The 25,260-nt window shown below is 58.5% G+C and carries 22 protein-coding genes; 6 read left to right on the top strand and 16 right to left on the bottom strand.

The window, feature by feature from the left end; translation table 11 throughout:
• The first annotated feature begins 305 nt into the window (after positions 1 to 305).
• Complete coding sequence (ettA, locus tag BWR59_RS15320; RefSeq protein ID WP_081566494.1) at positions 306 to 1,970, top strand: energy-dependent translational throttle protein EttA; 1,665 nt, start codon at positions 306 to 308, stop codon at positions 1,968 to 1,970.
• A gap of 260 nt (positions 1,971 to 2,230) precedes the next feature.
• On the opposite strand, the gene BWR59_RS15315 is transcribed toward ettA, so the two are convergent.
• Positions 2,231 to 2,728, bottom strand: coding sequence for a GreA/GreB family elongation factor (locus BWR59_RS15315; RefSeq protein ID WP_081566493.1), 498 nt, complete (start codon positions 2,726 to 2,728; stop codon positions 2,231 to 2,233).
• A gap of 88 nt (positions 2,729 to 2,816) precedes the next feature.
• Positions 2,817 to 3,176, bottom strand: a complete 360-nt coding sequence (locus BWR59_RS15310; protein ID WP_081566492.1) for a hypothetical protein — start codon at positions 3,174 to 3,176, stop codon at positions 2,817 to 2,819.
• A gap of 230 nt (positions 3,177 to 3,406) precedes the next feature.
• On the opposite strand from BWR59_RS15310, the gene BWR59_RS15305 reads away from it, so the two are divergent.
• A complete protein-coding gene (locus BWR59_RS15305; RefSeq protein ID WP_081566491.1) occupies positions 3,407 to 4,615 on the top strand; it encodes a multidrug effflux MFS transporter in 1,209 nt (402 codons plus the stop codon).
• 693 nt (positions 4,616 to 5,308) lie between these two features.
• The gene (locus BWR59_RS15300) at positions 5,309 to 6,001 is read left to right on the top strand and encodes a winged helix-turn-helix domain-containing protein (protein WP_081566490.1); all 693 of its coding nucleotides are present in this window, start codon (positions 5,309 to 5,311) and stop codon (positions 5,999 to 6,001) included.
• A 6-nt stretch (positions 6,002 to 6,007) separates the two neighbouring features.
• Here the strand turns inward: BWR59_RS15300 and BWR59_RS15295 are convergent, their stop codons facing one another.
• The 3 genes from BWR59_RS15295 to BWR59_RS15285 all read right to left on the bottom strand — a co-directional run bounded on the left by BWR59_RS15295 (position 6,008) and on the right by BWR59_RS15285 (position 9,224).
• Positions 6,008 to 6,961 (bottom strand): adenosine deaminase, encoded by a 954-nt coding sequence (locus BWR59_RS15295; protein WP_081566489.1) that lies wholly within the window; start codon positions 6,959 to 6,961, stop codon positions 6,008 to 6,010.
• Positions 6,962 to 7,039: 78 nt separating this feature from the next.
• Positions 7,040 to 8,008: a 2-oxoglutarate and iron-dependent oxygenase domain-containing protein gene (locus BWR59_RS15290; protein WP_081566488.1), complete on the bottom strand. Its 969-nt coding sequence runs from the start codon at positions 8,006 to 8,008 to the stop codon at positions 7,040 to 7,042.
• 118 nt (positions 8,009 to 8,126) lie between these two features.
• Positions 8,127 to 9,224, bottom strand: coding sequence for a BMP family ABC transporter substrate-binding protein (locus tag BWR59_RS15285; RefSeq protein ID WP_081566487.1), 1,098 nt, complete (start codon positions 9,222 to 9,224; stop codon positions 8,127 to 8,129).
• A gap of 397 nt (positions 9,225 to 9,621) precedes the next feature.
• Between BWR59_RS15285 and BWR59_RS15280 the strand changes: the two genes are divergently transcribed.
• Positions 9,622 to 10,713, top strand: a complete 1,092-nt coding sequence (locus BWR59_RS15280; protein WP_081566486.1) for a calcium:proton antiporter — start codon at positions 9,622 to 9,624, stop codon at positions 10,711 to 10,713.
• Positions 10,714 to 10,834: 121 nt separating this feature from the next.
• On the opposite strand, the gene BWR59_RS15275 is transcribed toward BWR59_RS15280, so the two are convergent.
• The 11 genes from BWR59_RS15275 to BWR59_RS15225 all read right to left on the bottom strand — a co-directional run bounded on the left by BWR59_RS15275 (position 10,835) and on the right by BWR59_RS15225 (position 21,994).
• Positions 10,835 to 12,190 (bottom strand): 8-oxoguanine deaminase, encoded by a 1,356-nt coding sequence (locus BWR59_RS15275; RefSeq protein WP_081566485.1) that lies wholly within the window; start codon positions 12,188 to 12,190, stop codon positions 10,835 to 10,837.
• 150 nt (positions 12,191 to 12,340) lie between these two features.
• Entirely contained in the window at positions 12,341 to 12,622 is a 282-nt protein-coding gene (locus BWR59_RS15270) for an XRE family transcriptional regulator (RefSeq protein WP_081566484.1), read from the bottom strand.
• Complete coding sequence (locus BWR59_RS15265; RefSeq protein ID WP_218191213.1) at positions 12,619 to 12,954, bottom strand: type II toxin-antitoxin system RelE/ParE family toxin; 336 nt, start codon at positions 12,952 to 12,954, stop codon at positions 12,619 to 12,621. The genes BWR59_RS15270 and BWR59_RS15265 overlap by 4 nt, the downstream gene beginning before the upstream one ends.
• 164 nt (positions 12,955 to 13,118) lie before the next feature.
• On the bottom strand, positions 13,119 to 13,805 hold the full coding sequence (locus BWR59_RS15260; RefSeq protein ID WP_081566482.1) for an SDR family oxidoreductase: 687 nt from the start codon (positions 13,803 to 13,805) through the stop codon (positions 13,119 to 13,121).
• A gap of 110 nt (positions 13,806 to 13,915) precedes the next feature.
• A complete protein-coding gene (locus tag BWR59_RS15255; RefSeq protein WP_081566481.1) occupies positions 13,916 to 14,842 on the bottom strand; it encodes an ABC transporter permease in 927 nt (308 codons plus the stop codon).
• Positions 14,842 to 15,942, bottom strand: coding sequence for an ABC transporter permease (locus tag BWR59_RS15250; protein WP_081566480.1), 1,101 nt, complete (start codon positions 15,940 to 15,942; stop codon positions 14,842 to 14,844). The genes BWR59_RS15255 and BWR59_RS15250 overlap by 1 nt, the downstream gene beginning before the upstream one ends.
• Positions 15,943 to 15,953: 11 nt before the next feature.
• The gene (locus BWR59_RS15245) at positions 15,954 to 17,516 is read right to left on the bottom strand and encodes an ABC transporter ATP-binding protein (RefSeq protein ID WP_081566479.1); all 1,563 of its coding nucleotides are present in this window, start codon (positions 17,514 to 17,516) and stop codon (positions 15,954 to 15,956) included.
• A gap of 585 nt (positions 17,517 to 18,101) precedes the next feature.
• On the bottom strand, positions 18,102 to 18,695 hold the full coding sequence (locus BWR59_RS15240) for a YigZ family protein (protein ID WP_081566478.1): 594 nt from the start codon (positions 18,693 to 18,695) through the stop codon (positions 18,102 to 18,104).
• 34 nt (positions 18,696 to 18,729) lie between these two features.
• Entirely contained in the window at positions 18,730 to 19,389 is a 660-nt protein-coding gene (locus tag BWR59_RS15235; RefSeq protein WP_081566690.1) for a TetR/AcrR family transcriptional regulator, read from the bottom strand.
• Positions 19,390 to 19,473: 84 nt separating this feature from the next.
• Entirely contained in the window at positions 19,474 to 20,859 is a 1,386-nt protein-coding gene (locus tag BWR59_RS15230; protein ID WP_081566477.1) for a nucleobase:cation symporter-2 family protein, read from the bottom strand.
• A gap of 214 nt (positions 20,860 to 21,073) precedes the next feature.
• Complete coding sequence (locus tag BWR59_RS15225) at positions 21,074 to 21,994, bottom strand: LysR family transcriptional regulator (RefSeq protein WP_081566476.1); 921 nt, start codon at positions 21,992 to 21,994, stop codon at positions 21,074 to 21,076.
• A gap of 149 nt (positions 21,995 to 22,143) precedes the next feature.
• On the opposite strand from BWR59_RS15225, the gene BWR59_RS15220 reads away from it, so the two are divergent.
• Complete coding sequence (locus BWR59_RS15220; RefSeq protein ID WP_081566475.1) at positions 22,144 to 23,490, top strand: aspartate aminotransferase family protein; 1,347 nt, start codon at positions 22,144 to 22,146, stop codon at positions 23,488 to 23,490.
• A 68-nt stretch (positions 23,491 to 23,558) separates the two neighbouring features.
• Positions 23,559 to 25,052: a CoA-acylating methylmalonate-semialdehyde dehydrogenase gene (locus BWR59_RS15215; protein WP_081566474.1), complete on the top strand. Its 1,494-nt coding sequence runs from the start codon at positions 23,559 to 23,561 to the stop codon at positions 25,050 to 25,052.
• Positions 25,053 to 25,260: the final 208 nt, after the last annotated feature.

The following is a 25,260-nucleotide window of genomic DNA, read 5'->3' as shown; positions in this document are numbered from 1 at the left end:
CTAAGTGCCAGCCCCATTGGGCTGCACGGTTTGCCCTGTCGACTGCATTCGGGTAGCTTTGCGCCACGCGCGACGTGCCCGATTTCTGCAAGCCTTGCGCAACGCTTGCAAACATTGCTCCAGCTTTATTACCGGTACTCGGAAGTTTTGTCGTCGCTATTGTGATCACGCCTCGATCAATTCAAGGCCCGCAAGTGCGAGACGGCAAGTTGCGAAGATAAATAAATGCTGTTTTTGCGACGGAGCACCGGGTTTGTACGCAAAGCTCGCGCCTTTATTCACCGTCATAACCAGGTTTTCATTCCATGGCTCAATACGTCTTCACCATGCATCGGCTGAGCAAAGTTGTTCCGCCGAAGCGGGAAATCCTGAAAAACATCTCCCTGTCGTTCTTCCCGGGCGCCAAGATCGGTGTGCTCGGTCTCAACGGTTCGGGTAAATCCACGCTGCTTAAAATCATGGCCGGTGTCGACACCGAGTTCGATGGTGAAGCGCGCCCGATGCCCGAACTGAACATCGGCTACTTGCCGCAGGAACCTCAGCTGGACCCGACCAAGACCGTTCGTGAAGTGGTCGAAGAAGCGGTCAGCGTGATCAAGGACGCTCAGGCGCGCCTGGACGAGGTTTACGCTGCTTACGCAGAGCCCGATGCCGACTTCGACAAGCTGGCCGCTGAACAGGCGAAGCTGGAAGCGATCCTGCAAGCCAGCGACGGCCACAATCTGGAGCGTCAACTGGAAGTCGCTGCCGACGCGCTGCGTCTGCCGGCCTGGGACGCCAAGGTCGAACACCTGTCCGGTGGTGAGAAGCGTCGTGTGGCCCTGTGCCGCCTGCTGCTGTCCGCACCCGACATGCTGCTGCTCGACGAGCCTACCAACCACCTGGACGCCGATTCCGTCGCCTGGCTGGAGCACTTCCTGCACGACTTCCCGGGTACCGTGGTTGCAATCACGCACGACCGCTACTTCCTGGACAACGTCGCTGGCTGGATTCTGGAACTCGACCGCGGCGCCGGTATCCCGTACGAGGGCAACTACTCTGGCTGGCTGGAAGCCAAGTCCGATCGTCTGGCTCAGGAATCCAAGCAGCAGTCGGCCCATGAAAAGGCCATGAAGGAAGAACTGGAGTGGGTGCGCAAAGGCGCCAAGGCTCGTCAGTCCAAATCCAAGGCCCGCTTGCAACGCTTCGAAGAAATGCAGTCGCAGGAATTCCAGAAGCGCAGCGAGACCAACGAGATCTACATCCCGGCCGGTCCGCGTCTGGGCGACAAGGTCATCGAATTCAAGAATGTGAGCAAAGGCTACGGCGATCGCGTATTGATCGACAACCTATCGTTCGCCATGCCCAAAGGCGCCATCGTTGGCGTGATCGGCGGTAACGGCGCCGGTAAGTCGACACTCTTCCGCATGCTGATGGGCAAGGAACAACCGGATTCGGGCTCCATCGAAATCGGTGAAACCGTGCAACTGGCGTGCGTCGATCAGAGCCGTGATGACCTTGACGGCAGCAAGACCGTTTTCGCACAGATTTCCGACGGTTCCGATCAGATCAAGATCGGCAACTACGAAATTCCGTCGCGCACCTATGTCGGCCGCTTCAACTTCAAGGGCGGCGATCAGCAGAAGTTCGTCAAGGACCTGTCCGGTGGTGAGCGCGGTCGTCTGCACCTGGCGTTGACCCTGAAAGAGGGCGGCAACGTCCTGCTGCTCGACGAACCGTCCAACGACCTCGACGTTGAAACCCTGCGTTCCCTGGAAGAAGCCCTGTTGGACTTCCCGGGCGCCGCCATTGTGATCTCCCACGATCGCTGGTTCCTGGACCGCGTGGCGACCCACATCCTGGCGTACGAAGACGATTCGCAAGCGGTGTTCTTCGAAGGCAACTACACCGAGTACGAAGCCGATCGCAAGAAGCGCCTGGGCGATGCCGCTGCCCAACCGCACCGCGTGCGTCACAAGAAACTGGCCTGATTTCAGGTTGGTGTCATGAAAACGGAGCCCTCGGGCTCCGTTTTTTGTTTTTGAGATGGCCCCCGGTGTTCAGATAGCCCCGGCCTCCTCGGCAGGATCACGATCTCTGTAGGAGGGAGCTTGCTCGCGAAGATGCAGGCGCGACCAATGCAGAGGTATCGGATGTACCCATGTCTTTGCGAGCAACCTCCCTCCCCACAGGTTGCATGTCTGCAGTAAGACTGCGATCAATCACGTATCTTCGCGTAGACAGCGATGCTTTAAACATCCCCTTCGATCTGCAGAACCTCGATCATCTGATCCCCCGCCGGACGCCGCCAGCTGACTTCATCGCCGACCTCGGCGCCCAGCAAGGCTTTGCCCAATGGCGAGGCCCAGTTGATCAGCTGACTCGCCGCATCGGCCTGATCTTCCCCCACCAATTGCACGCGCTGTCGATGATCCTGCTCGTCGGCGAAGGTCACCCAACTGCCGATCTGCACCTTCTCGGTGGAAACCGCAGCGGGCACCGCTTGAGCACTTTGCAGACGTTGATTGAAGTAGCGCAGATCGCGCTCGATGTCGGCCAGACGCTGTTTGTCGGCGTTCTCACCGCGAGCCGTCTGGTCGCTGTGCTGCGCTTGCAGAGACGCGACCTGGGCCTGCAACTGCGCAAGTCCGCTGGCTGTCACGTAGTTGGGGTTGCCACTGATCTGCCGCTCGACCGGCTGACTGGCCTGCGCGGCGGCGTGGTCTTCATTGACGAAGGCCCGACTCATGATGTGCTCCTTGTTCAAGGGTCATGAACGTTGGGCCATGTTGGCACTCCGGAAGTTTCGCCGGATGTCTCGCAGCGACCTGTGAATATCAGTGCGAGCGGTACGCCTTGGCGGCGTCCTGAGTCTTCTGTTGTTCCCAGGCACGATCACGGTCGTTCCAGATGCTGTTCCGGCCCTGATCCTGAACGTTGCTGTTTTGCAGTTGCGCCTGGCACTGGCGAAACCCGTCACTCCAGCCTTGCGCATAAATCGTGTCGCGCAAATAGCGCTGCACATCTTTCTTGTATTGACCTTTCATGGCATCCACTGACTGCCGTCCACTCCCGCAGCCGTCTTGAAAACCGTCAGCGAACGCCGGTGGATAACCATCGGCCAGTAACTGGTCATGGGTAGACTGACAACCGGCGACAACCAAGCAGCACCACAGCACAACCCAACGCGTGTTCATGTCCGTATCCTCGACAGTTGTAAAAAAGTCTAGAACCGGATCTGTGAGTTATTTGTAAAAGCGCTGTGAGAAATCCATTAACCGATGCCCGGTATAGGGGAGTTAGTTCCCTGTTCCCGCCTGACGGTTTGGGATTTCTGAAAAGTCTTCTAGTAATTTTCTATCAGAGGGCCTGCGTAGATTCAGGGTTGTTAAACTGTCGAGCTGCGCGGACCTGTCCTGGAAGATTAATGAACCTTAGAACCATCCTCATTCTTGGCGCGCTCAGCGCCTTCGGCCCATTGGCCATCGATTTTTATCTACCCGGTTTTCCGGCCATTGCCCTGGCGTTCGGCACGGACGAAAAGCATGTTCAGTTGACCCTGGCGTCCTACTTCCTGGGTTTGAGCATTGGTCAGTTGGCCTACGGCCCGATCGCTGACCGTTTTGGTCGACGCACTCCGTTGTTGTTCGGCGTGGGGCTGTTTACCCTGGCTTCACTGGCGTGCGCCTTCGCGCCGAATCTTGAGTGGCTGATTGCGGCGCGCTTTGTCCAGGCCCTGGGCGGTTGCGCCGGGATGGTGCTGTCGCGAGCCATCGTCAGTGACAAATGCTCACCGGTGGAGTCAGCGAAAGTGTTCTCCCAGCTGATGCTGGTGATGGGGCTTGCGCCGATTCTGGCGCCGATGCTCGGCGGTCTGCTGGTGAATGTCTATGGCTGGCAGACGATCTTCATGACGCTGACGCTGTTCAGCGCCCTGACCGCCGCTGCCGTCGCAATCGGGCTTCCCGAAAGCATGCCTGCCGGGCATCCGCGCCTCCCGTTGTCAGGCGCGCCGAAAGCTTACGCGCGCCTTTTCGCGGACCGGATTTTCCTGGGGCACGCTTTGACCGGCGGCATTGCCATGGCCGGGATGTTCTCTTACATCGCAGGCTCGCCGTTCGTTTTCATAAAGTTGTACGGGGTTCCCGCCGAGCACTACGGCTGGCTGTTCGGCATCAATGCGGCGGGGTTCATCCTCATCGCGCAGGTCAACGCCAGACTGGTCGGGCGCTTCGGCCCGGCGTGGTTATTGTCGCGCACGGTCTGGCTGTATCTGGGCGCGGCGCTGGTGCTGCTCGGCATTGCCTCGCTGCACACCGAGAAACTCTGGCCGTTGCTTATTCCGCTGTTCATCTACATCGCGAGTCTTGGCTGCATTATTCCCAATGCTTCCGCGTGCGCCATGGCCGGCCAAGGCAAGCGCGCGGGCAGTGCTTCGGCGCTTCTGGGGTGTCTGCAGTTCAGTGTCGCAGCCGGAGCCGCAGCGCTGGTTGGCGTGCTGCACGACGGCACGGCGGTGCCCATGGCGACGGTCATCACCTTGTGTGGGGTGCTCGCGGTCAGCCTTGCCGTGGTCACGCGCCGTGCGCAACAAAAACGTGATGCGCTGATTCCGCATAACGACGTTCGTATCTGATCCCGGGGGGGGGGCAGGCGACTACTTAGAGGTCGCCCGCGCCCTTGCGGGTATGTCGAGCGCGCGCTGCATCAGATGGCGGATGTAGCTGTGAGGATCGATAAGTCGGTGGAAAGATTGAAATTCGCTGAAGTTGTTTACTACTTAAAAAGTAGACTTTTCTTACATGGGTGTGCCTGTCGGACAAATCAGGGCGCTTTCTACAGGGAAGAAATTCACGCGGGATGATGACTCAAGCGCTTTTTTTCTTGAGAGTTTTTTAACTATTGGCTGTAGGCATTTGCTCAGCTGCTCGCGGCGATTTTTCACCCACAAACCTGTGAAGGGCCGATGTTCTGCGCTTTTCGATCAGGCGAGAGTATGTTTTTTCGGAAATGAGCGCGGGGAACCTTTGCCCTACGTTTTACCGAAACGGCTGACATGCCTCAGTGTTGGCCTTCGGGGAGTTAATTCGCTGCGCAGGTGCAGCGCTTATACTATGCGGCCACTATGGACTGGATTAACTCAAAGACTTTGAAACTGTCGTGGTCGCCCAGGCAAATCTGTACTGCCTCACGACTTCTACCGCGCGAAGTTTCCATGCAGTGATGTAGATCAAGGCTATTGATCGTTCGGGGCGACGATCATGGTTGCTCGACGTAAATGGCAAGTCGGTCATCGTAATAGACGAATGTTTCAACAGGGAGTGAAGACATGGAACATGCACCTTGCATCAGTCAGATTGCCGCGCTGCTGGCCGATCCCAAACGCAGTGCAATGATGTGGGCGCTGATGGACGGGACTTCGCGAGCGGCCGATGAACTGGCGCTGTTGGCAGGTTTGTCCACCTCGTCCGCCGGCGCGCATCTGGCACGGCTGGCTTCGGGCGGTTTGTTGCGACAGGAGACCCGTGGCAGGAAGCGATTTTTCAGGCTCGCCGCCCCCGAGGTTGGCACTGCGGTTCAGGCGTTGGCCAGTGCGTCGATGGTCAGTGCCGAGGTGATCAGTCGTAGCGTCGCGCAGCCACTGCCGCCCTTGCCCTTACGCCGTGCGAGTGTCTGTTCCGACCATTTGGGAGGCGAGCTGGCGACCGAGCTGTATCACCGGATGTTGGGCGCAGGCTGGATCGAGCAGTGCGATCAGCGTCTTGAAGTCACCAACATCGGAGTCTCGCGCTTTGCCGAACGAGGCATCTTCATCCCGGCGCTGGCTCACCGACAACGGGAAACGGTCTGCGCCTGTGCGGACTGCAGCGAACTCAGCCCGCACCTGGGCGGCGCATTGGGGGCCGGGTTATTGCAGCTGTTCATGCAGTTGGGATGGCTGCGCACCACAGAGGAAGCCTGCACCTTGCAGGTTTCCTCCAATGGGCAGCGCGAAATCAACAAGATCGCTTCTGCGGCGTGACCCGTTCTACGGTTTTACCAGACGTGCGTCCAGGCTGTTCTGCGCCAGGCGTTTCGCCTGATCCTGAGTCATGCCCAGGTGTTCGTGCAGCGCGTGGAAGTTCTCGGTCACATACCCACCGAAATACGCCGGGTCATCGGAGTTCACGGTGACCTTCACCCCGCGCTCCAGCATGTCGAGGATGTTGTGCTGGCTCATGTGATCGAACACGCAAAGCTTGGTGTTGGACAGCGGGCAGACCGTCAACGGGATCTGCTCATCGATGATGCGCTGCATCAGCCGCTCGTCTTCGATGGCTCGCACACCGTGGTCGATCCGCTGGATTTTCAGCAGGTCCAGCGCTTCCCAGATGTACTCGGGCGGGCCTTCTTCGCCAGCGTGGGCCACGGTCAGGAAGCCTTCGCCACGAGCGCGGTCGAATACGCGCTTGAATTTGCTCGGTGGATGACCCATTTCCGAACTGTCCAGACCGACCGCGACGAAGGTGTCGCGAAACGGCAGGGCCATGTCGAGGGTTTTCTCAGCTTCTTCTTCGCTCAGGTGGCGCAGGAAGCTGAGGATCAGGCCGCTGCCGATTCCCAACTGCTCCTTGCCATCTTTCAAGGCGCTGGAGATGCCGTTGAGCACCACTTCGAAGGGGATGCCGCGATCAGTGTGGGTCTGCGGATCGAAGAAGGGTTCGGTGTGAATGACGTTCTGCGCCTTGCAACGTTGCAGGTAGGCCCAGGTCAGGTCGTAGAAGTCCTGCTCGGTTCGCAGTACGTCCGCGCCCTGATAATAAAGGTCGAGAAACTCCTGAAGGTTATTGAAGGCATAAGCCTTGCGCAGGGTTTCGACGTCGTTCCAGGGCAGGGCGATCTTGTTGCGTTCAGCCAGGGCGAACAGCAACTCCGGCTCCAGCGAGCCTTCCAGATGCAGGTGCAATTCAGCCTTGGGCAGGGCGTTCAACCAGTCGTACATGTGCTTTCTCATCAGGTGCAATGGTGGGCATTCTACAGAGTCGAGCGTGACGGCTGGTTAAAAACCTGACCGGACGGTTCAGACCTCGGCTTCCTGGTCTCTTCTGTAGGCGTAAGTATCAGCAAACCGTGACAGCAGAAACTCGGCACAGGTGGTGGGTGGATACAGCGGCGGATGCTGGTCGTCGGCGCAGCCCGGCAGGCATTCGACGCGCGTGTCCGGGTGCGGTTCGGCGAAAAACGGCATCGAGTAACGGTCGACTCCCAACGGGCTGATCACCCGGTGCGGCGTCGAGACGTACTGATCGTTGCTCCACCGCGCCATCATGTCGCCGAGATTGACCACGAACGTGCCGTCGATGGGTGGCGCATCCACCCACTGGCCGCGAACGTCGCGCACTTGCAGGCCACCGGCGACATCCTGATAAAGCAACGTGATGCAACCGTAATCAGTGTGCGCGCCAGCGCCTTGTTGCTGTTCGCTGGTGGCAGTGTGGCGGGGTGGGTAATGGATCATTCGCAACACACTGACCGGTTGTTCGAAGCGTTGATCGAAGAAGTCACGTTCGATGCCCAGAGCCGGGGTCATGGCCCGTAACAAGGTCAGCGCCAATGCCTGCATGTCCAGATAATGCTGCTCCATCAAGCTTTGCCAGCCCGGCAGGTCGGGGTGACGATTAGGGCCGCGCAGTGGTTTTCCGGCGACCACGTCAGGATGATCCGCCGGAAGATGCAGACCCATGTCGAAGGTCTCTTTCAGATCGCTGGGCAGGTTGGGGTCCAGTTGCTCGGTGGCGATGGCTCCATACCCGCGATGATGCTGGCTTTGGGTGATGTCGATGTTGAGTTTTTCATCCATGGGTTGGGCGAAAAACCGTTGGGCATTTCCGATCACCTGTTCGATACGCTCGGCGCTGATCGGGTGACCCTTGATGTAGAAAAATCCCCACTGGCGGCAGGCCGCATCGATCTGCCGGGCAACGTCATGCCAGGCCTGATCATCGTTGGCGTAGAGCGGGGAAATGTCGATGACGGGAAGCGGGTTCATGCGGGCTCCAGACAAGGTAAATGTCGCCCTGTAGCAGGATGGGATGCGGGCGGCGGCGCTGTCAAAATATCCACCGCTGGCAAGCCAGGCTGCTACCGGGTTAATTGCTGTGATTGCCTTACTTCGGCAAATCCGCCTTCACGCCTTCAACGTAATAGTTCATGGATGCCAGTTCGGCATTGGTCGCAATACTGCCTTCCGGGATCTTCACGGCGCCGGTCTGATCCTTGATCGGGCCGGTGAATGGATGGAACGCGCCGCTTTCAATATCGGCGATGATCTTCTGTGCTTCGCCTTTCACATCAGCAGGCACCAGATCGCTGATCGGCAGCTCAACCGTCCCTTCCTTCAAACCGCCCCAGTAATCCTGGGATTTCCACGTGCCATCAATGACTGCCTGGGTAGCCTGAATGTAATGCGGGCCCCAGTTGTTGACGATGGAAGTCAGCACCGCTTTCGGGCCGAAGTGCGCCATGTCCGAGGCATAACCCACTGCATAAACGCCACGGCGTTCTGCCGCCTGAATCGGTGCCGGGCTATCGGTGTGCTGGAAGACCACGTCGACCCCCTGATCGATCAGCGCGTTGGCGGCGTCCGCTTCCTTGCCCGGATCGAACCAGGAGTTGACCCACACCACCTTGATTTCGGTGCCCGGGTTGTACTTGTTCAGCGCCAATTGAATCGCGTTGATGTCACGCAACACTTCCGGAATCGGGAACGAGGCGACATAACCGATCTTCCTGGTCTTGGTCATCTTCGCCGCGAGGAAGCCACCGACGTAGCGACCTTCATAAGTGCGGGCCAGATACGTGCCCATGTTCTTGTCCTGCTTGTAGCCAGTCGCGTGCTCGAAGGTCACTTTGGGGAATTGCTTTGCGACTTTAAGCGTCGGGTTCATGTAGCCGAACGAGGTGGTGAAGACGAGGTCATAACCGCCCTTCGCCATGTTGCGGATGACCCGCTCGGCATCTGCGCCTTCCGGTACGTTTTCGACGAAACTGGTGGTCACTTTGTCGCCCAGCGCCTTGGCCATGGCCTGACGACCCTGCTCATGCTGATAGGTCCAGCCGTGGTCGCCGATAGGGCCGATGTAGACGAAACCGACTTTCAGGGGATCGGCCGCAGCGGCCATCAGGCTTGAACTCAGGCCAACGACAGCGGCGATGGCGCACATCAGTTTTTTAAGCGGACGACGTGAGTGAAGGGTGGAAAGCATGCAGGTCGAGCTCCTTTGGTCTTGTGGGCCGGGCCGTCTGGGCGGGGCGTTCGACTCAATGCAAAAAGCTGACCAATAAGACAGGTCTCGTTGTGCGGCGGGATTCTTCTGATGGCAAGGTCTCTGTCAGGGGATCAGCGTGTTCAGGGACGGTGCGCAGGGGAAGGGAGACGCCGCGAACCGGTGCAGGACTACTCACTCTGTAGCGGCACGGCTTGCCGGCGGAGTGACCGATGAGATCGCCGCCGCCGGCGTGTCGCACTGCTTACCGAGCGTAGAGAATGATGGTTGATTGCTGCTGTCTTGAAACCTTTATTTACAACCAGCACTCTCAACCGCTTGAGCGGTTAATACTTCATGGATGTGCGGCCTGGGTCGCAAAGGCTAAAAGGCAGCGATGGGCACGATTCTCAAGCAAGAAAAGTTTCTTCTGTTGGCGGTGATCGCAACCTGCTTCGCCTACCCCTTCGAGCATCAACTGCTCAGCCACGGCAACACTGTCGCCCTGATCGCTGGCATCGCGCTGGTGATGTTTATCGTCTGCGCCTCCATGCGTGTGGCCCACCACGCCGAGCTGCTGGCCGAAAAAGTCGGCGACCCATACGGCACGATGATCCTCACGCTGTCGGCGGTGCTGGTGGAAGTGGTGATCCTGGCGATCATGATGAGCAACGAGCCGTCACCGACGCTGGTGCGCGACACGATCTACTCGGCGGTCATGCTCGACATCAACGGTATTCTTGGCCTGGCGGCATTGATGGGCGGTCTCAAGCATGGCGAACAGTCCTACAACGACGATTCGGCGCGCTCCTACAGCGTGATGATTCTCACCGCGATGGCCGTTTCAATGGTGGTGCCGGAATTCATTCCCGAGTCGAAATGGAAGGTCTACTCGGCCTTCACCATTGGCGCAATGATTCTGCTGTACGCATTGTTTCTGCGGATGCAGGTCGGGCCGCACAGCTATTTCTTCAGTTACAGCTATCCGGACAAGAAGCGGCGTAAGGATCAGCCGGAGCAGCCGAGCGAGCCTGTTAACTTGCCACTCTCCATCGGCACGCTGGTTTTCGGCGTGATCATCATCGGCGCATTGGCCGAGGTGATGTCGAAAACCGTAGACCTGGGACTGGAAGGCAGCGGCGCGCCGCCGGTGATGACTGCAATCCTGGTGGCCGCTATTTCGGCGGCCCCCGAGATTCTGACGGCATTACGCGCTGCACTGGCGAACAGGATGCAGTCGGTGGTGAACGTCGCGTTGGGCGCCTCGTTATCCACAGTCATCCTGACGGTACCAGTGATGGAAGCCATGGCGCTGTACACCGGCCAGCCGTTCCAGATGGCGATGACGCCGGTGCAGACCGTGATGATCTTCGTCACCTTGCTGGTCAGCGCGATCAACCTCAACGACGGTGAAACCAACGCCATCGAAGGCATGACCCACTTCGTGCTGTTTGCGACGTTCGTGATGCTGTCGCTGTTGGGGTTGTAACCTGACCCGGGTTCTCGCACATATCATCTGGCAGTCCGGCTTGCCGGCGGTGGCATAAGCCATATCGCTACCGCCGGCAAACGGAACGCCGATCGGCCGGGCTGCTACAGCAAGCCTTGCGCTAGCCCTTGATCAACTCCGCCGCAGCCTGCCGGTGATCGGCGATCAAGCCCTTCAGATCCAGCCCCTCAACCTGCCCATCGATCACCCGCCACTGACCGCCGATCATCACGCGATCAGCCCGGTCGGCCCCGCACAGCAACATCGCCGACAACGGGTCATGGCTGCCCGAGAACCGCAGCTCATCCAGTTTGAACAGCGCCAGGTCAGCCTGTTTGCCCACGGCCAGCTCACCGATGTCACTGCGACCCAACAGCTTCGCCGAACCTTTGGTGGCCCAGCCCAAAGCCAGCTCCGGAGTGATCTTCTCCGCGCCGTATCGCAGCCGTTGCAGATAAAGCGCCTGCTTGGCCTCCAGAATCATGTTCGAGGCATCGTTGGACGCCGATCCATCCACGCCCAGTCCGACAGGCGCGCCAGCGGCGATCAGGTCCAGCGTCGGACAGATACCCGAGGCCAAACGCATGTTCGAACTCGGGCAGTGACAGATCCCGGTGCCAGCCTCGCCCAGTCGGGCGGTTTCCTGTTCGTTGAAATGAATACCGTGAGCCAGCCAGGTACGTGGGCCGAGCCAGCCGACGCTGTCCAGATAATCCACGGTGCGCAGGCCAAACCGTTGCAGACAGAAATCCTCCTCATCCAGCGTCTCGGCCAGATGGGTATGCAGACGAACATCGAGTTTGTCCGCCAGCACGGCGCTTTCGGACATGATTTCGGTGGTCACCGAAAACGGCGAGCAGGGCGCCAGGGCGATCTGGATCTGCGCGCCATCGCCGCGTTCGTGATAGGTGTCTATCAAGCGTTGACTGTCTTCGAGAATGACGTGGCCTTGTTGCACGGTCTGTTGCGGCGGCAGGCCACCATCGGCCTCGCCCAGACTCATCGAACCGCGCGTCAGCATTGCCCGCATGCCCAGTTCGCGAACGCTTTGCACCTGAACGTCGATGGCGTTTTCCAGCCCGTCCGGAAACAGATAATGGTGATCGGCGGCGGTGGTGCAGCCAGATAACAACAGCTCGGTCAGCGCAACCTTGGTGGCCAGCGCCAGTTTTTCCGGCGTCAGACGCGCCCACACCGGGTACAGCGTTTTCAGCCACGGAAATAGCGGTTGATTGACGACAGGCGCCCAGGCGCGGGTCAGGGTTTGATAAAAATGGTGATGGGTGTTGATCATGCCCGGCAGCAACACATGTTCGCGGGCATCGAAGACCTGATCGCAAGGCTGTGCAGGAGACTGGCCCGCGGCAAGCATTTCAACGATCACACCGCCTTGTACCACCAGCCCGCCTCGAGCATCGAGGTCGTTGGCGGTGAACACAGCAAGGGGATTTTTCAACCAGATACGGATCGCAGGCATTGGCCGGCTCCTCTGAAAGTGGGGTTCAGGTCGCCAGCTCAGTGTTGCCCTGTCTGCTGATCCAGGGTCGCCGCGGCTTCAAAAGGAGCCGCGAGGCGAAGGTGCGAAGTGTAGAGGCGAGTTGACCTTTCGATCAAGTATTGCGTCGATTCAGGCGGCGACCAGATGCATCGAGACGACAAGGCCTGCGCTGGCGGCCAGATCTACCAGCGCATCAAGGCTGAACAGATCTACCCGGCCCGATTTCAGGTTCGAGAAGCGGGGCTTTGTGATCTTGAGCCTTTGTGCTTTTTCCGTATCGCTACCCGGCCAGTGTTTGATGCGCTCGTTAAGCTCGATCATCAGCCCGGACCTGACCTTCAGATGTGCTGCTTGCTGTTGCGTGTCCGCGAGAGCATCCCAGACACTGGCAAATACCTGTTCTTCGTTCATGTCTTACCTCTCATCAAGTCACGCAACCGGGCCGCAGCAAGGTCGATATCCCGCTTTTCGGTCTGTTGGGTCGTTTTACGGAATGCGTGCAACACATAAATCGCATCCGCCAGAGTCGCCAGATAGATGACACGAAACGCTCCCGACGTTTCCCTTACTCTGATTTCCCGGACTCCTGAGCCAACCGACGTCATGGGCTTCCAGTCCTCGGCTTCCACTCCACGTTGTATCCGGTCCAATTGGAAACCCGCGATTGATTGTGCGGGGCCGGGGAAGGCTCGTATCTGCTCCAGTGAGTCGCCTAAAAATTTTACAGGCTTCATATTTTGCATCCAGGCTCGATATGCACAAGTGTTATCGGCATCGATAACACGCACAACCGACGTCTGGATGTTCGTTGAGGTGTAAACGCGGATTTAGTGGGTAGGAAACGGGCGAGAGGGGCAGGGTGTGAGGCCCTTGCCAATTTGGGCCTCAAAGAGTCAGAGGTCTCCGTTCACCAAGGAATCGTCTCCCCCTTGTAATTCACGAAATGGTGTCCGCCTTCCCCCGCGAACCGCTCCACCTGCTCGACCATCCCCTTTACGCTGGTTTCTACATCGATGTCGGCGCCTTCTCCACCCATGGAGGTGCGTACCCAGCCGGGGTGAATCGACAGCACGGTGGGTTTGTTGTCGCCCAGTTGAGTGACGAACGTGTTGGTCATCGAGTTGAGTGCGGCCTTGCTCGCCTTGTACAGCGCAAGCTCAGGTGAGCCGGGGCTGGTGACTCGGCCCAGGCCTGAACTCATGAATGCGATGACGCCGGTTTTGGGGCGGATGTGATCGACGAAGCGTTTGGCCAGCCGAATCGGGGCAACGGCGTTGGTCAGGAACAACTGGCCGAGTTCGCCGGCGGTGGCGTCGGTCGGGTTGTCGTGTCTGGGACCTGTCACGCCTGCGTTGACGAACAGCAGGTCGTATACCTGATCCTTGAGGTTATGAGTGAGCACTTCCAGCGACGATTGCTCGTCCATGTCCAGCGTCTGAATGTGAACGCCGGGAACTGCTTTGAGATCGTCGGCATTGTGTTGATCGCGAACGGTTGCAGTGACTTCCCAGCCTTGCTCGGTCAGGCGCTTGACCAGCCCGAGCCCTAGGCCACGGGAAGCGCCGATGATCAATGCGGTTTTTTTGGCAGGCATGATGCAACTCCTAGAAAAACGAAACGAAACGAGGCAGCGTCAGCAGAATTGACCGCGCCGGACCCCAGGAATTTGGTTTTCCCGGCGCAACGGTCATTCTCGGCTCTGAGTCAGTGCCCCGACTGCCAGGGCTGCCCCAGAGAAACCGGTGCATACAGTCGGGTGCGCAGGGCATTTCGCGACAGTAACACCAGCACCATGATCGTCGCGACATACGGCAACATCGCCAACAAGTTGGAAGGAATCGCCAGACCAACGCCCTGAGCCACCAGATACAAGATGCTCGCAAAGCCAAAAAGATAGGCACCCAACAGCAGACGCCAGACACGCCAGCTGGCGAACACCACCAGCGCCAAGGCAATCCAGCCGCGGCCCGCGCTCATGTTTTCCGCCCACATCGGCGTATAGGCCAAGGACAGATAAGCGCCTGCCAAACCCGCCATGGCGCCACCGAACAGAACGGCCAGCGTGCGCACGAACAGCACCGGAAGCCCCATCGCACTGGCTGCGTTAGGGTTTTCTCCTACAGCCTGAATCACCAAACCCACACGGCTTTTCAGAAGCGTCCATGCCACTAAAGCGAACAGTGCGAAGGAGAGATACACGAGAATGTCCTGCGCGAAGAGCATCCGCCCGATCAGCGGAATGTCGCTCAGATAAGGAACAACCAAGGGTTCGAAACCCAGTAGCGGCTTGCCGACCCAGGCGGCGCCAACGAAACTCGAGAGTCCTACACCGAAGATCGTCAATGCGAGACCGGTGGCCACCTGATTGGCGTTGAACACCAGCGCCACCAGTGCGAACAGCGAAGACAGCAGCATGCCCGCCAGTACCGCCAGCAACACGCCGAGCCAAAGACTGCCGGTGCTCAAAGCCACGATGAAACCGATCACCGCACCGAACAGCATCATGCCTTCCTGGCCCAGATTGAGTACGCCGCTTTTCTCGCAGACCAGCTCACCCAGCGCCACCAGCAGAAGCGGAGTGCCGCAGCGTACGGTTGCGAAGAGAATGTTACTCAGCAGATCGATATCCATCACACGGCTCCTGGCACAGCGGCCATCTGGCGGCGAGCCCAGCGCAGCTTCAGGCGCGGGCGGTAGAGAATCAGCACATCGCAGGCCAGCAGGAAGAAGAGCATCATCCCCTGAAACAGCTGCGTAATGGCTTGTGGCAAATTGAGGGTCATCTGCGCGCTTTCACCCCCCAGATACAACAGCGCCATCAGCAGGCTCGAGAACAGAATGCCGATGGGGTTGAGCCGGCCGAGAAATGCCACCGTAATCGCCGCGTAGCCATAACCCGGCGACACTTGAGGCACCAGTTGACCGATCGGGCCGGCCACTTCGCAGACGCCAGCCAAGCCGGCAAGACCGCCGCTGATCAGCAATGCCAGCCAGACCAGACGTTTCTCACGAAAACCGACTAATCCGGCCGCGCGTTTGTCCAGCCCCAGCACCTTGATCTGAAAACCGACGAAGCTGCGTTGCAACAAGACCCAGACCGCAACCAGGGCTAGCAGCGCGAAATACACCCCGGCGTGGACGCGACCATCTTCGGTCAGCAGCGGCAGACGACTGGCATCGCCGAACATGGCTGACTCGGGGAAGTTCATGCCTGCAGGATCTTTCAGCGGCCCATGTACGAAATACAGCAGCAGGTTCAGCGCGATGTAATTGAGCATGATGCTGGTGAGGATTTCGTTGGCATTGAAATGCGTGCGCAGCCAGGCAGTCAGGCCCGCCCACGCGGCACCCGCAGCAATGCCGATCAGTAGAATCAGCGCTAACACCCAGCGGCTATCGACGTCGATGACGTTGACGGCCACCGCGCTCCCGGCCAGTGCACCGATCAACAGCTGACCTTCGGCGCCGATGTTCCAGATTCGTGCCTGGTAGGCGACGGCGAGCCCCAGTGCGCAGAGCAGGATCGGCAGCGCCTTGACCATTAATTCTGACAAGCCATACAGATCGCTGACCGGCGCAATCAACAATGTGTGCAGGGTCAATAGCGGGTCGAGTCCAAGCGCAACGAACAGCAGCGAGCCCGAGATCAAGGTCAGAATGGCCGCGAGCAGCGGGGAAAACCATAACATGGCGCGCGATTCTTGTCCGCGCGGTTCCAGTGAAAGCAACATCGTAGCCTCCTTTAAGTGAGCGGCGCGCAGGCAGGTTGATAGGAGCGATCGGCGTCGAATTGCCCGGCCATCCAACCGCCGACCTGCACCTGCGAGGTTTGCGCTGCGGGCACCAGTGCCGACAGTTGTCCGCTCGACAATGCGCCAATACGGTCACTGATCTGAAACAGTTCATCGAGGTCTTCGGAAATCACCAGAATTGCCGCACCTGCGTCACGCAGAGCGATCAGCGCGCGATGAATGGCTGCCGCTGCGCCAACGTCCACGCCCCAGGTCGGGTGCGCCGCGACCAGCAGTTTCGGCTTTTGCAGTATTTCGCGACCCAGGATGAATTTCTGCAGGTTGCCGCCCGACAGGCTGCGTGCGGCGGTCTGCGCATCGGGCGTTTTGACCGCGAAGCGCTCGATGATGGTGTTTGCCAACTCCAGAACCTTGCTGCGCTGGATCAGCCCCTTGCTGACCAGGCCTTGCTGGAAAGCGGTTAACAGGGCGTTGTCCGCAAGGCTCATTTCCGGCACTGCCCCGTGCCCAAGACGTTCGGCAGGCACGAAGGTCAGGCCCAGTTTGCGTCGGGCGTCCGGTCGTAAATGAGCAACAGCCAGGTCTCCAAAACGAATGTGTTGCGCCTGCGAGCGGTGCAAGGTTTGTTCGCCGCTGAGCAACGCGAGCAACTCATCCTGTCCGTTACCGGCGACACCTGCGATGCCGACGATTTCGCCGCTACGCACCTGCAGATCCAGATCCTTGAGCGAGCAGCCGAACGGGTCGGGGTTATGCCAGGAGAGTCTTTCCACTTGCAGAAAAGGGGCTGCGCCCTCTGTCTTCGGGTAGTGAGCGACCAGTCCTTCTGCGTCTCCAACCATCAGCCGCGCCAACTCCAGATCGCTGCATTCGGCAGGGACACAGTGCCCTGAGACCCTGCCGCCGCGCAGAACGGTGGCGCTGTGGCACAACGCGCGAACCTCACCCAGCTTGTGGCTGATGAACAGAATGCTGCAGCCCTCATCTCCCAGTCGACGCAGAGTGACGAAAAGATCGTCGGCCTCTTGCGGCGTGAGCACCGAGGTCGGCTCATCGAGGATCAGCAACCGGATGTCCTGCATCAGGCAGCGAATGATTTCGACTTTCTGCCTTTCGCCTATGGACAGGCTGTGAACCAGCCGCTGAGGTTCCACGGCCATCCCGTAACGCTGCGAGACCTCACGAATCCGCGGTTCCAGTTGCTTGGGTGTACCCGCAGAGGCGCCCATTGCCAGTGCGATGTTCTGCGCGACGGTCAGGGTCTCGAACAGCGAAAAATGTTGAAACACCATACCGATGCCCAGCTCTCGAGCCTGGGCGGGGTTGCGCATCGTCAACGCTTGACCTTGCCAGATGATCTGGCCGGCGTCAGGTTGAACCACGCCGTAGATGATCTTCATCAACGTGCTTTTGCCCGCGCCGTTCTCGCCGAGCAATGCGTGGATTTCCCCCGGCTGAATGCTCAGGTCGATGGCATCGTTGGCAAGACACCCCGGATATCGTTTGGTGATGTGGCGCAGTTGCAGCCGCGCATGAGTCGTTGTGTTGGACATGACTGGCTCGGGAAAAGTGGATCGCCACTGCACTTAGCAATTTCTTGGCCAGCTGGTCAGGTTTTTTATCGCGATCAAGGCTGGGCACGCAGTAAGTCGCCATTGGCACAGCCCGCCGGCGGTTTTGCGACGGAACAGCTAACGCTTGGAAGACAGCCTCCCGCAGGAATTGGCCATCGTTGTGGTCAACGGAGCACCACCACCGAGCGAAGTATTTCAACACCGAGTCATTTTGGTTCAATAATTTTGTATGAAAAATGACCAGTCGCCACGGAGCGAGATATCCCCGGCACTGTGGGAAGCCTTGCACTTGTTATCCACAGGTTGCTCCACAGTTAATGTGCGCAACCCACAAACCCTGGCATAAGCCCGGACAAAGTAGGACCGAGTCGCGATAAGGGAGGCTAACTTGCTGTTTTACGGCTTATTTGTGCAGTGGATAACTGAGTTGATCAAAAAACGATCAAAGTCGTAAAGCCCATATGAATCAAGGCCTGCACATGAATGTGCTCAGCTTGTCCACAGGCGGATGCACAGTAGATGTGGGCAACCTCTGAATAGCCGGGCTGGATAAAAAACGGTGCCTCAGTTGTCACTTTGCGGTTGCAGGACAATGCGTCCGCGACTGATATCGGAAAGCTGGCGCTGAAAGATTGCAATCTGCTCGGGGCCAAGCGCGATCGACAACTCCACGCCGTTGGCCATGAAGTTCTCGTTCTCTACCAGACCGTTCAGTTCGCCCAGGCGCAATTTAACCAATGCCAGTTCGCTGAAGGTGCACTCAAATGCCAGCGAGACGCGGTTGATCAGCGCCCTACGTTCAGCCCGTTGCAGGCATTTGTTGGCGCCACCGCCGTAGGCCCTGGCCAGTCCGCCGGTGCCCAGTTGAATGCCGCCATACCAGCGAATCACCAGTACCACGATTTGGTCGAAATCCTGAGCTTCGATGGCCGCAAGAATCGGCCTGCCTGCTGTGCCGCCGGGTTCGCCATCATCAGTGCTGCGGTATTGCGCCCCCAGTTTCCAGGCCCAGCAATTGTGCGTCGCATCGAGGTCGCTGTTTTGCTCGATAAACGCTTGGGCGTCAGCCGGGCTATTGATGGGAGCGGCGAGGGTGATGAAACGGCTCTTGCGAATCTCTTCACGAAATTCGCAAGGGCCGAGGAGGGTAGAGGGCATTGACGGTTCCAGCCAGACGCTTGGGTCTTGAGTATCAGATCGGTGGCGTGAGCCCGCAACCCTTGAGAATGATTCGGATCAGATTGTTTCCGGCTTCCTCCATGTCCTGCTTGGTCAGGCGTGTGCGGCCGGTAACCTGGCAAATCTGAGTGGCGAAGTCGGCGTAATGCTGCGTGCTACCCCAGAGCAGGAAAATCAGGTGCACCGGGTCGACCGCGTCCATCTTGCCTGCATCGATCCACGCCTGAAACACCGAGGCGCGTCCCTGAAACCACTGTCGGTAATCCTGGCTGAAATACTCGTTCAGGCATTCGCCGCCGCTGATGATCTCCATCGCGAAAATCCGCGAGGCCTGTGGCTGGCGCCGGGAAAACTCCATTTTGGCGCGGATGTAATGACTCAGTGCCTGGGCTGGATCGTCCTCGACCTTCAGATTGTTGAAGGTGCTGTCCCACAGCTGAATGATGTTACTCAGGACCGCGATGTACAGCCCCAGCTTGTTGGTGAAGTAGTAGTGCAGATTGGCCTTGGGCAGCCCTGCATTCTGCGCGATCGTGTTCATGCTGGTGCCCTTGAACCCGTGTCGAGCGAACTCGTCTTCGGCAGCCTTCATGATCGTTTCTTCATTCTTCTGACGAATACGGCTCGCCGGTTTAGTGGCGCTGACGCTGTGAGCGGGGACTTCAAGGGTCATGTGCGGTTCCAGACGGATCATTGGGTGCGACGGGTTGAACAGATAACGCACCCGTGACGATCCGACAAGCGTTGGCCGTGGAAATTAGTGCTCAAGGGCTTCGATTTCCGGCTTTTTTGCTGCGCTGGCCTCGTTGCGTTCCGGCAACAGAATGCACATCGCGATCGCTGTGAGCCCGCCACTGGTGATGGCCGAATCAAACAAGTTTTGTACCAACTGTGGCAAGTGATGGAGCAGCGTCGGTTGCGCGGCTATGCCCAGCCCGACGCCGAACGACGTCGCAATGATCAGCATGCTGCGTCGATCCAATGGTGATTGCGCGAGGATACGAACGCCTGCCGCTGCGACGCTGCCGAACATCACGAGGGTGGCGCCGCCGAGCACCGGTTTCGGGATCTGTTGAAGAATCGCACCGATCACCGGGAAAAGTCCGAGGAGAAACAGGATCGCTCCGATGTAGAGACCTACATAGCGGCTGGCGACGCCAGTCAGTTGGATCACCCCGTTGTTCTGGGCGAATGTGGTGTTGGGGAACGCGCTGAAGGTTGCGGCGATCATGCAGCTGACGCCATCACCCAGCACGCCGCCTTTGAGACGCGCGATGTAGCTCGGACCCTTGATCGGTTCGCGAGAGAGCATGCAGTTGGCCGTCAGGTCGCCTACGGTTTCGATGCTGCTGATCAGATAAATCAGCGCGACCGGCAAGAAAGCCGCCCAATCGAAGCTGAAACCGAAGCGGAATGGCGTAGGGATGCTGATCAATGCCACATCGCTGATGGAGTGCGGCACCAGTTTCCCGCTGAACCACGCAGCGACGCTGCCAACCGCCAGCCCGATGATGATCGCCGAAAGACGAACCCAGGGCGTGTTCGAGCGGTTGAGCAGAATGATCACCAGCAGCACGAATACGCCGAGTACCAGATTCACCGGTTCGCCAAAGTCGGGGGCGTTGAAACCGCCTCCCAGATCAGTCACTCCGACTTTGATCAGGCTGACACCGATCAGGGTGATGACGATGCCGGTCACCAGCGGGGTGATGACGCGCCGCAACTGGCCGATGAAGCGGCTGAGCACGATCTGCACGATGGCACCGAAGAAACACACGCCAAACACCATTGCCATGATGTCTTCTGGGCTGCCGCCGCGTTGCTTGACCATAAAGCCGGCGGACAAAACCGCGCCGAGAAACGCAAAACTGGTCCCTTGCAGGCAGATCATCCCGGCGCCGATGCCGAACGGACGACGTGCCTGAATGAAAGTGCCTACGCCGGATACCATCAGCGCCATGCTGATCAGGTAGGGCAGGTAAGCGCCCAGGCCCAGAGCCGAGCCAATGATCAGTGGCGGCGTGATGATCCCTACGAAAGCTGCGAGGACATGTTGGACGGCCGCGAGAATGGCGGGTGCGGGGGTGGGTCTGTCATTGAGGCCGTAGATCAGGTCGTTATTGTCTGGCGCTTCAGGCTGCATGCTGGACTCTCGGTTTTTGTGTTGGCCAAGTCGGGCGCGCGCTTGTGGGAACCACTGAGACATTGCACCGACATCACCTGCATTGCAAAAACCTGTCCAACTGATCAGGTAGTTATAGATCCTTTAAGTGAATATCTTTTTAAAACAGATGCTTATTGGTTTTTTTAACGCGTTCGGTGTGCTTTCGAACTTGCCTTTGAAGGCATTGAAGGCTTCATCGTGTGGCGTCCAGACTTTCCAGGAAACTCTCCAGCACCAAATGAGGGCGGCGTCCCTTGCGCGTCACGGTCACCAGGCTCAAATCATAAAAGCGCGCTTGTGGTTTCAATGCCCGCAAGCGTCCTTGCTGCACCCAGAAGCTTGCGTAGTGGTCCGGCAGATAGCCGATGTAGCGACCGGTCAGAATCAAAAACGCCATGCCTTCTCGATCCGAAGCACTGGCGGTGCATTTGAGTGCCTGGTAGTGGGCCTGGATTTCGGTCGGCAAACGGAACGTCGGCGCGATAGCCTCTTGCTCCGCAAGCCGCTCATCGGGCAATTGCGCGTCATCCACATAAAAAAGAGGGTGGCCAACTGCGCAGTACAACAGCGAACGTTCGCTGTAGAGCGGCTGATACTCCAGACCTGAAAGAGCGCTTGCCTGCGGCACGACGCCGACATGCAGGCTGCCATCGAGCACACCTTGCTCGACTTCATTGGGGGCGATCATCCGAATGTTGATGTGCACATCCGGCCCGCGCTCTTTCAATTGCGACAGCGCATGAGTGATGCGCATGTGGGGGAGGGTGACGAGGTTATCGGTCAAGCCGATGTTCAGCTCACCGCGCAAATGTCGGTGGAGGCCGTTAACCTCTGTACGAAAACTTTCAAGCGCGCTCAGCAACTGCAGCGACGACTGATAAACCTCACGGCCTTCTACTGTCAGCGAAAACCCCGCTCGGCCGCGCTGACAGAGGCGCAGTCCGAGACGTTGCTCCAGATCGCTCATTTGTTGACTGATGGCAGAGCGGCCAATACCCAGAGCGCTCTCTGCTGCGGAGAAGCCACCTGATTCGACTACGCTTCGAAAAATGCGCAGCAGGCGGATATCAAAGTCGCTGACTTGTGCCAGCGGGTCGGAACGGCGAGTGCTCATAGTTTAGTAATCGGCCAACTAAAGATCATAAAAGCAGGATTTTCCCGACTTTATGCCCGTGGCAACGTAGCTGCAACCCGGACCTGCTTCATGCCGCTGTTCAAGAGATATGAAGACAGGCCACCCACACCCTTGTGAGGTTAATTCCAATGAACATGCCCGAATCGTCTGATATGTCTGTGGCAAGCCAGCTCAAGCTCGATGCCCACTGGATGCCCTACACCGCCAACCGCAATTTCCAGCGCGATCCGCGACTGATCGTTGCGGCAGAAGGCAGCTATCTGACAGACGACAAGGGACGCAAGATCTATGACGGTTTGTCCGGTCTGTGGACTTGTGGCGCTGGCCATACTCGCAAGGAAATCCAGGAAGCGGTCTCCAGGCAACTGGGCACCCTCGACTATTCCCCAGCTTTCCAGTTCGGCCATCCGCTGTCTTTCCAGCTGGCGGAAAAGATCACCGACCTGACGCCCGGCAGCTTGAACCACGTGTTCTACACAGACTCCGGTTCCGAGTGCGCGGACACTGCGGTGAAGATGGTACGTGCCTACTGGCGCCTGAAAGGCCAGGCCACCAAGACCAAAATGATTGGTCGTGCTCGTGGCTATCACGGTGTGAACATCGCGGGCACCAGCCTGGGTGGCGTCAACGGCAACCGCAAGATGTTTGGCCAATTGATGGATGTCGATCATTTGCCTCACACCTTGCTCGCCAGCAACGCCTATTCTCGCGGCATGCCTGAGCAGGGCGGGATCGCGCTGGCCGATGAAATGCTCAAATTGATCGAGCTGCACGATGCGTCAAATATCGCAGCGGTAATCGTCGAACCAATGGCCGGTTCTGCCGGTGTGATCGTTCCGCCGCAGGGTTATCTCAAGCGCCTGCGTGAAATCTGCGACCAGCACAATATCCTGCTGATCTTCGACGAAGTCATTACCGGTTTTGGTCGTACCGGTTCGATGTTCGGTGCTGACAGCTTCGGCGTGACCCCAGATCTGATGTGTATTGCCAAGCAGGTCACCAACGGCGCCATTCCAATGGGCGCAGTGATTGCCAGCAGCGAGATCTATCAGACGTTCATGAATCAGCCGACGCCGGAATATGCGGTTGAATTCCCTCACGGCTATACCTATTCGGCGCATCCAGTGGCCTGTGCCGCCGGCCTCGCGGCACTGGATATCCTCCAGCGCGAAAATCTGGTGCAGCAGGTCGCTGAAACAGCGCCGCACTTCGAGAACTCGCTGCATGGTCTCAAGGGCAGCAAGAACGTCATCGACATCCGCAACTATGGGCTGGCTGGCGCGATTCAGATCGCTGCCCGTGATGGTGACGCCATCGTGCGTCCGTTCGAAGCAGCGATGAAGCTGTGGAAAGCCGGTTTCTATGTGCGCTTTGGCGGAGACACCCTGCAGTTCGGGCCAACCTTCAACAGCACACCGCAAGATCTGGACCGCATGTTTGACGCCGTGGGCGAAGCGCTCAACCAGGTCGACTGATCTCCTCTTACTATTAACAGGCGCGACTTCGGTAGCGCCTGCGGGCAAACTTTTTTCGGAGTTAACGCATGAGCACCATCCAGCACCTGATCCACGGCGAGTTGGTCAGCGACACTGGCCGTACCGCTGACGTCTTCAACCCATCGACCGGTCAGGCGATTCACAAGGTTCCATTGGCCAGCCGCGAAACCGTGCAGCAAGCGATCGACTCAGCCAAGGCGGCGTTCCCGGCGTGGCGCAATACGCCTCCTGCCAAGCGTGCGCAGGTCATGTTCCGCTTCAAGCAGTTGCTGGAGCAGAACGAAGCGCGCATTGCGCAGTTGATCAGCGAAGAGCACGGCAAAACTCTGGAAGATGCTGCGGGCGAGCTCAAGCGCGGGATCGAGAACGTTGAGTACGCCAGCGCGGCCCCGGAAATTCTCAAAGGCGAATACAGCCGCAACGTCGGCCCGAACATAGACGCATGGTCCGACTTTCAACCTTTGGGTGTTGTGGCCGGCATCACGCCGTTCAACTTCCCGGCCATGGTGCCGCTGTGGATGTACCCACTGGCGATCGCCTGCGGCAACTGCTTCATCCTCAAGCCTTCCGAGCGCGACCCAAGTTCTACGCTTCTGATCGCACAGCTTCTGCACGAAGCCGGCTTGCCAAAAGGCGTGTTGAACGTGGTGCACGGCGACAAGGCTGCGGTGGATGCACTGATCGAAGCGCCTGAAGTCAAAGCGCTGAGCTTCGTCGGCTCTACTCCGATTGCCGAGTACATCTATAAAGAAGCGACTGCCCGCGGTAAGCGAGTCCAGGCGCTGGGCGGCGCGAAGAACCACGCCGTACTGATGCCTGACGCGGATCTGGATAACGCTGTCAGCGCATTGATGGGCGCAGCGTACGGTTCGTGCGGTGAACGCTGCATGGCGATCTCCGTAGCGGTCTGTGTCGGTGATCAGGTTGCCGATGCTCTGGTGGCCAAGCTTGTTCCTCAGATCAAAGCGCTGAAGATCGGTGCAGGTACTTCTTGTGGTTTGGACATGGGCCCATTGGTAACCGGCCAGCACCGCGACAAAGTCACTGGTTATGTAGAAGACGGCGTTGGCGCTGGCGCCAGGTTGGTGGTCGATGGCCGTGGCTTGACGGTGTCGGGCCATGAAGATGGTTTCTTCCTGGGTGGCTGCCTGTTCGATCAGGTCACTCCCGAGATGCGCATCTATAAAGAAGAGATCTTCGGGCCGGTGCTGTGCATTGTCCGAGTGAATAGCCTTGAGCAGGCCATGCAACTGGTCAACGATCACGAATACGGTAACGGCACCTGCATCTTTACTCGGGATGGTGAAGCTGCGCGTCTGTTCTGTGACGAGATTGAAGTGGGGATGGTCGGCGTCAACGTGCCATTGCCCGTTCCCGTGGCGTACCACAGCTTCGGCGGGTGGAAGCGTTCGTTGTTTGGCGACCTGCATGCCTACGGTCCGGATGGCGTGCGTTTCTACACTCGGCGTAAGGCAATCACTCAGCGCTGGCCTCAGCGTGCGAGCCATGAGGCGTCGCAGTTCGCGTTCCCAAGTTTGTAATGACTAAGCGCAAGGGGCGGGCCGCAAGGCTCGCCCCTTTGCTTTCAGGGCTATTTCTGACCGATATGACAATTTAATGAAAAAGGTATTGACGCCCCTCTGGAACTGTCTATAATTCGCCCCACTTCCGGCGCAGACGAAACGGAAAACTCCTTGATAATCAAAGAGTTGGACGAAGTAAGCAGTGAGGAAGTGCTTCGGTTCAGAT

The sequence above is a fragment of the Pseudomonas sp. Bc-h genome, from assembly GCF_002080045.1.
In the GTDB taxonomy this organism is placed as follows: domain Bacteria; phylum Pseudomonadota; class Gammaproteobacteria; order Pseudomonadales; family Pseudomonadaceae; genus Aquipseudomonas.
This window is presented reverse-complemented; position numbering and strand designations above follow the sequence as displayed.

Bases quoted from the DNA above. Each gene is read 5' to 3' on its own strand.
- BWR59_RS15270 (WP_081566484.1), bottom strand. From the start codon at position 12,622: ATGAACGAAGAACAGGTATTTGCCAGTGTCTGGGATGCTCTCGCGGAC.
- BWR59_RS15215 (WP_081566474.1), top strand. From the start codon at position 23,559: ATGAGCACCATCCAGCACCTGATCCACGGCGAGTTGGTCAGCGACACT.
- BWR59_RS15220 (WP_081566475.1), top strand. From the start codon at position 22,144: ATGAACATGCCCGAATCGTCTGATATGTCTGTGGCAAGCCAGCTCAAG.
- BWR59_RS15305 (WP_081566491.1), top strand. From the start codon at position 3,407: ATGAACCTTAGAACCATCCTCATTCTTGGCGCGCTCAGCGCCTTCGGC.
- BWR59_RS15315 (WP_081566493.1), bottom strand. From the start codon at position 2,728: ATGAGTCGGGCCTTCGTCAATGAAGACCACGCCGCCGCGCAGGCCAGT.
- BWR59_RS15235 (WP_081566690.1), bottom strand. From the start codon at position 19,389: ATGACCCTTGAAGTCCCCGCTCACAGCGTCAGCGCCACTAAACCGGCG.
- BWR59_RS15295 (WP_081566489.1), bottom strand. From the start codon at position 6,961: ATGTACGACTGGTTGAACGCCCTGCCCAAGGCTGAATTGCACCTGCAT.
- BWR59_RS15275 (WP_081566485.1), bottom strand. From the start codon at position 12,190: ATGCCTGCGATCCGTATCTGGTTGAAAAATCCCCTTGCTGTGTTCACC.
- BWR59_RS15240 (WP_081566478.1), bottom strand. From the start codon at position 18,695: ATGCCCTCTACCCTCCTCGGCCCTTGCGAATTTCGTGAAGAGATTCGC.
- BWR59_RS15255 (WP_081566481.1), bottom strand. From the start codon at position 14,842: ATGGATATCGATCTGCTGAGTAACATTCTCTTCGCAACCGTACGCTGC.
- ettA (WP_081566494.1), top strand. From the start codon at position 306: ATGGCTCAATACGTCTTCACCATGCATCGGCTGAGCAAAGTTGTTCCG.
- BWR59_RS15265 (WP_218191213.1), bottom strand. From the start codon at position 12,954: ATGCAAAATATGAAGCCTGTAAAATTTTTAGGCGACTCACTGGAGCAG.
- BWR59_RS15290 (WP_081566488.1), bottom strand. From the start codon at position 8,008: ATGAACCCGCTTCCCGTCATCGACATTTCCCCGCTCTACGCCAACGAT.
- BWR59_RS15300 (WP_081566490.1), top strand. From the start codon at position 5,309: ATGGAACATGCACCTTGCATCAGTCAGATTGCCGCGCTGCTGGCCGAT.
- BWR59_RS15310 (WP_081566492.1), bottom strand. From the start codon at position 3,176: ATGAACACGCGTTGGGTTGTGCTGTGGTGCTGCTTGGTTGTCGCCGGT.
- BWR59_RS15250 (WP_081566480.1), bottom strand. From the start codon at position 15,942: ATGTTGCTTTCACTGGAACCGCGCGGACAAGAATCGCGCGCCATGTTA.
- BWR59_RS15225 (WP_081566476.1), bottom strand. From the start codon at position 21,994: ATGAGCACTCGCCGTTCCGACCCGCTGGCACAAGTCAGCGACTTTGAT.
- BWR59_RS15285 (WP_081566487.1), bottom strand. From the start codon at position 9,224: ATGCTTTCCACCCTTCACTCACGTCGTCCGCTTAAAAAACTGATGTGC.
- BWR59_RS15280 (WP_081566486.1), top strand. From the start codon at position 9,622: ATGGGCACGATTCTCAAGCAAGAAAAGTTTCTTCTGTTGGCGGTGATC.
- BWR59_RS15245 (WP_081566479.1), bottom strand. From the start codon at position 17,516: ATGTCCAACACAACGACTCATGCGCGGCTGCAACTGCGCCACATCACC.
- BWR59_RS15230 (WP_081566477.1), bottom strand. From the start codon at position 20,859: ATGCAGCCTGAAGCGCCAGACAATAACGACCTGATCTACGGCCTCAAT.
- BWR59_RS15260 (WP_081566482.1), bottom strand. From the start codon at position 13,805: ATGCCTGCCAAAAAAACCGCATTGATCATCGGCGCTTCCCGTGGCCTA.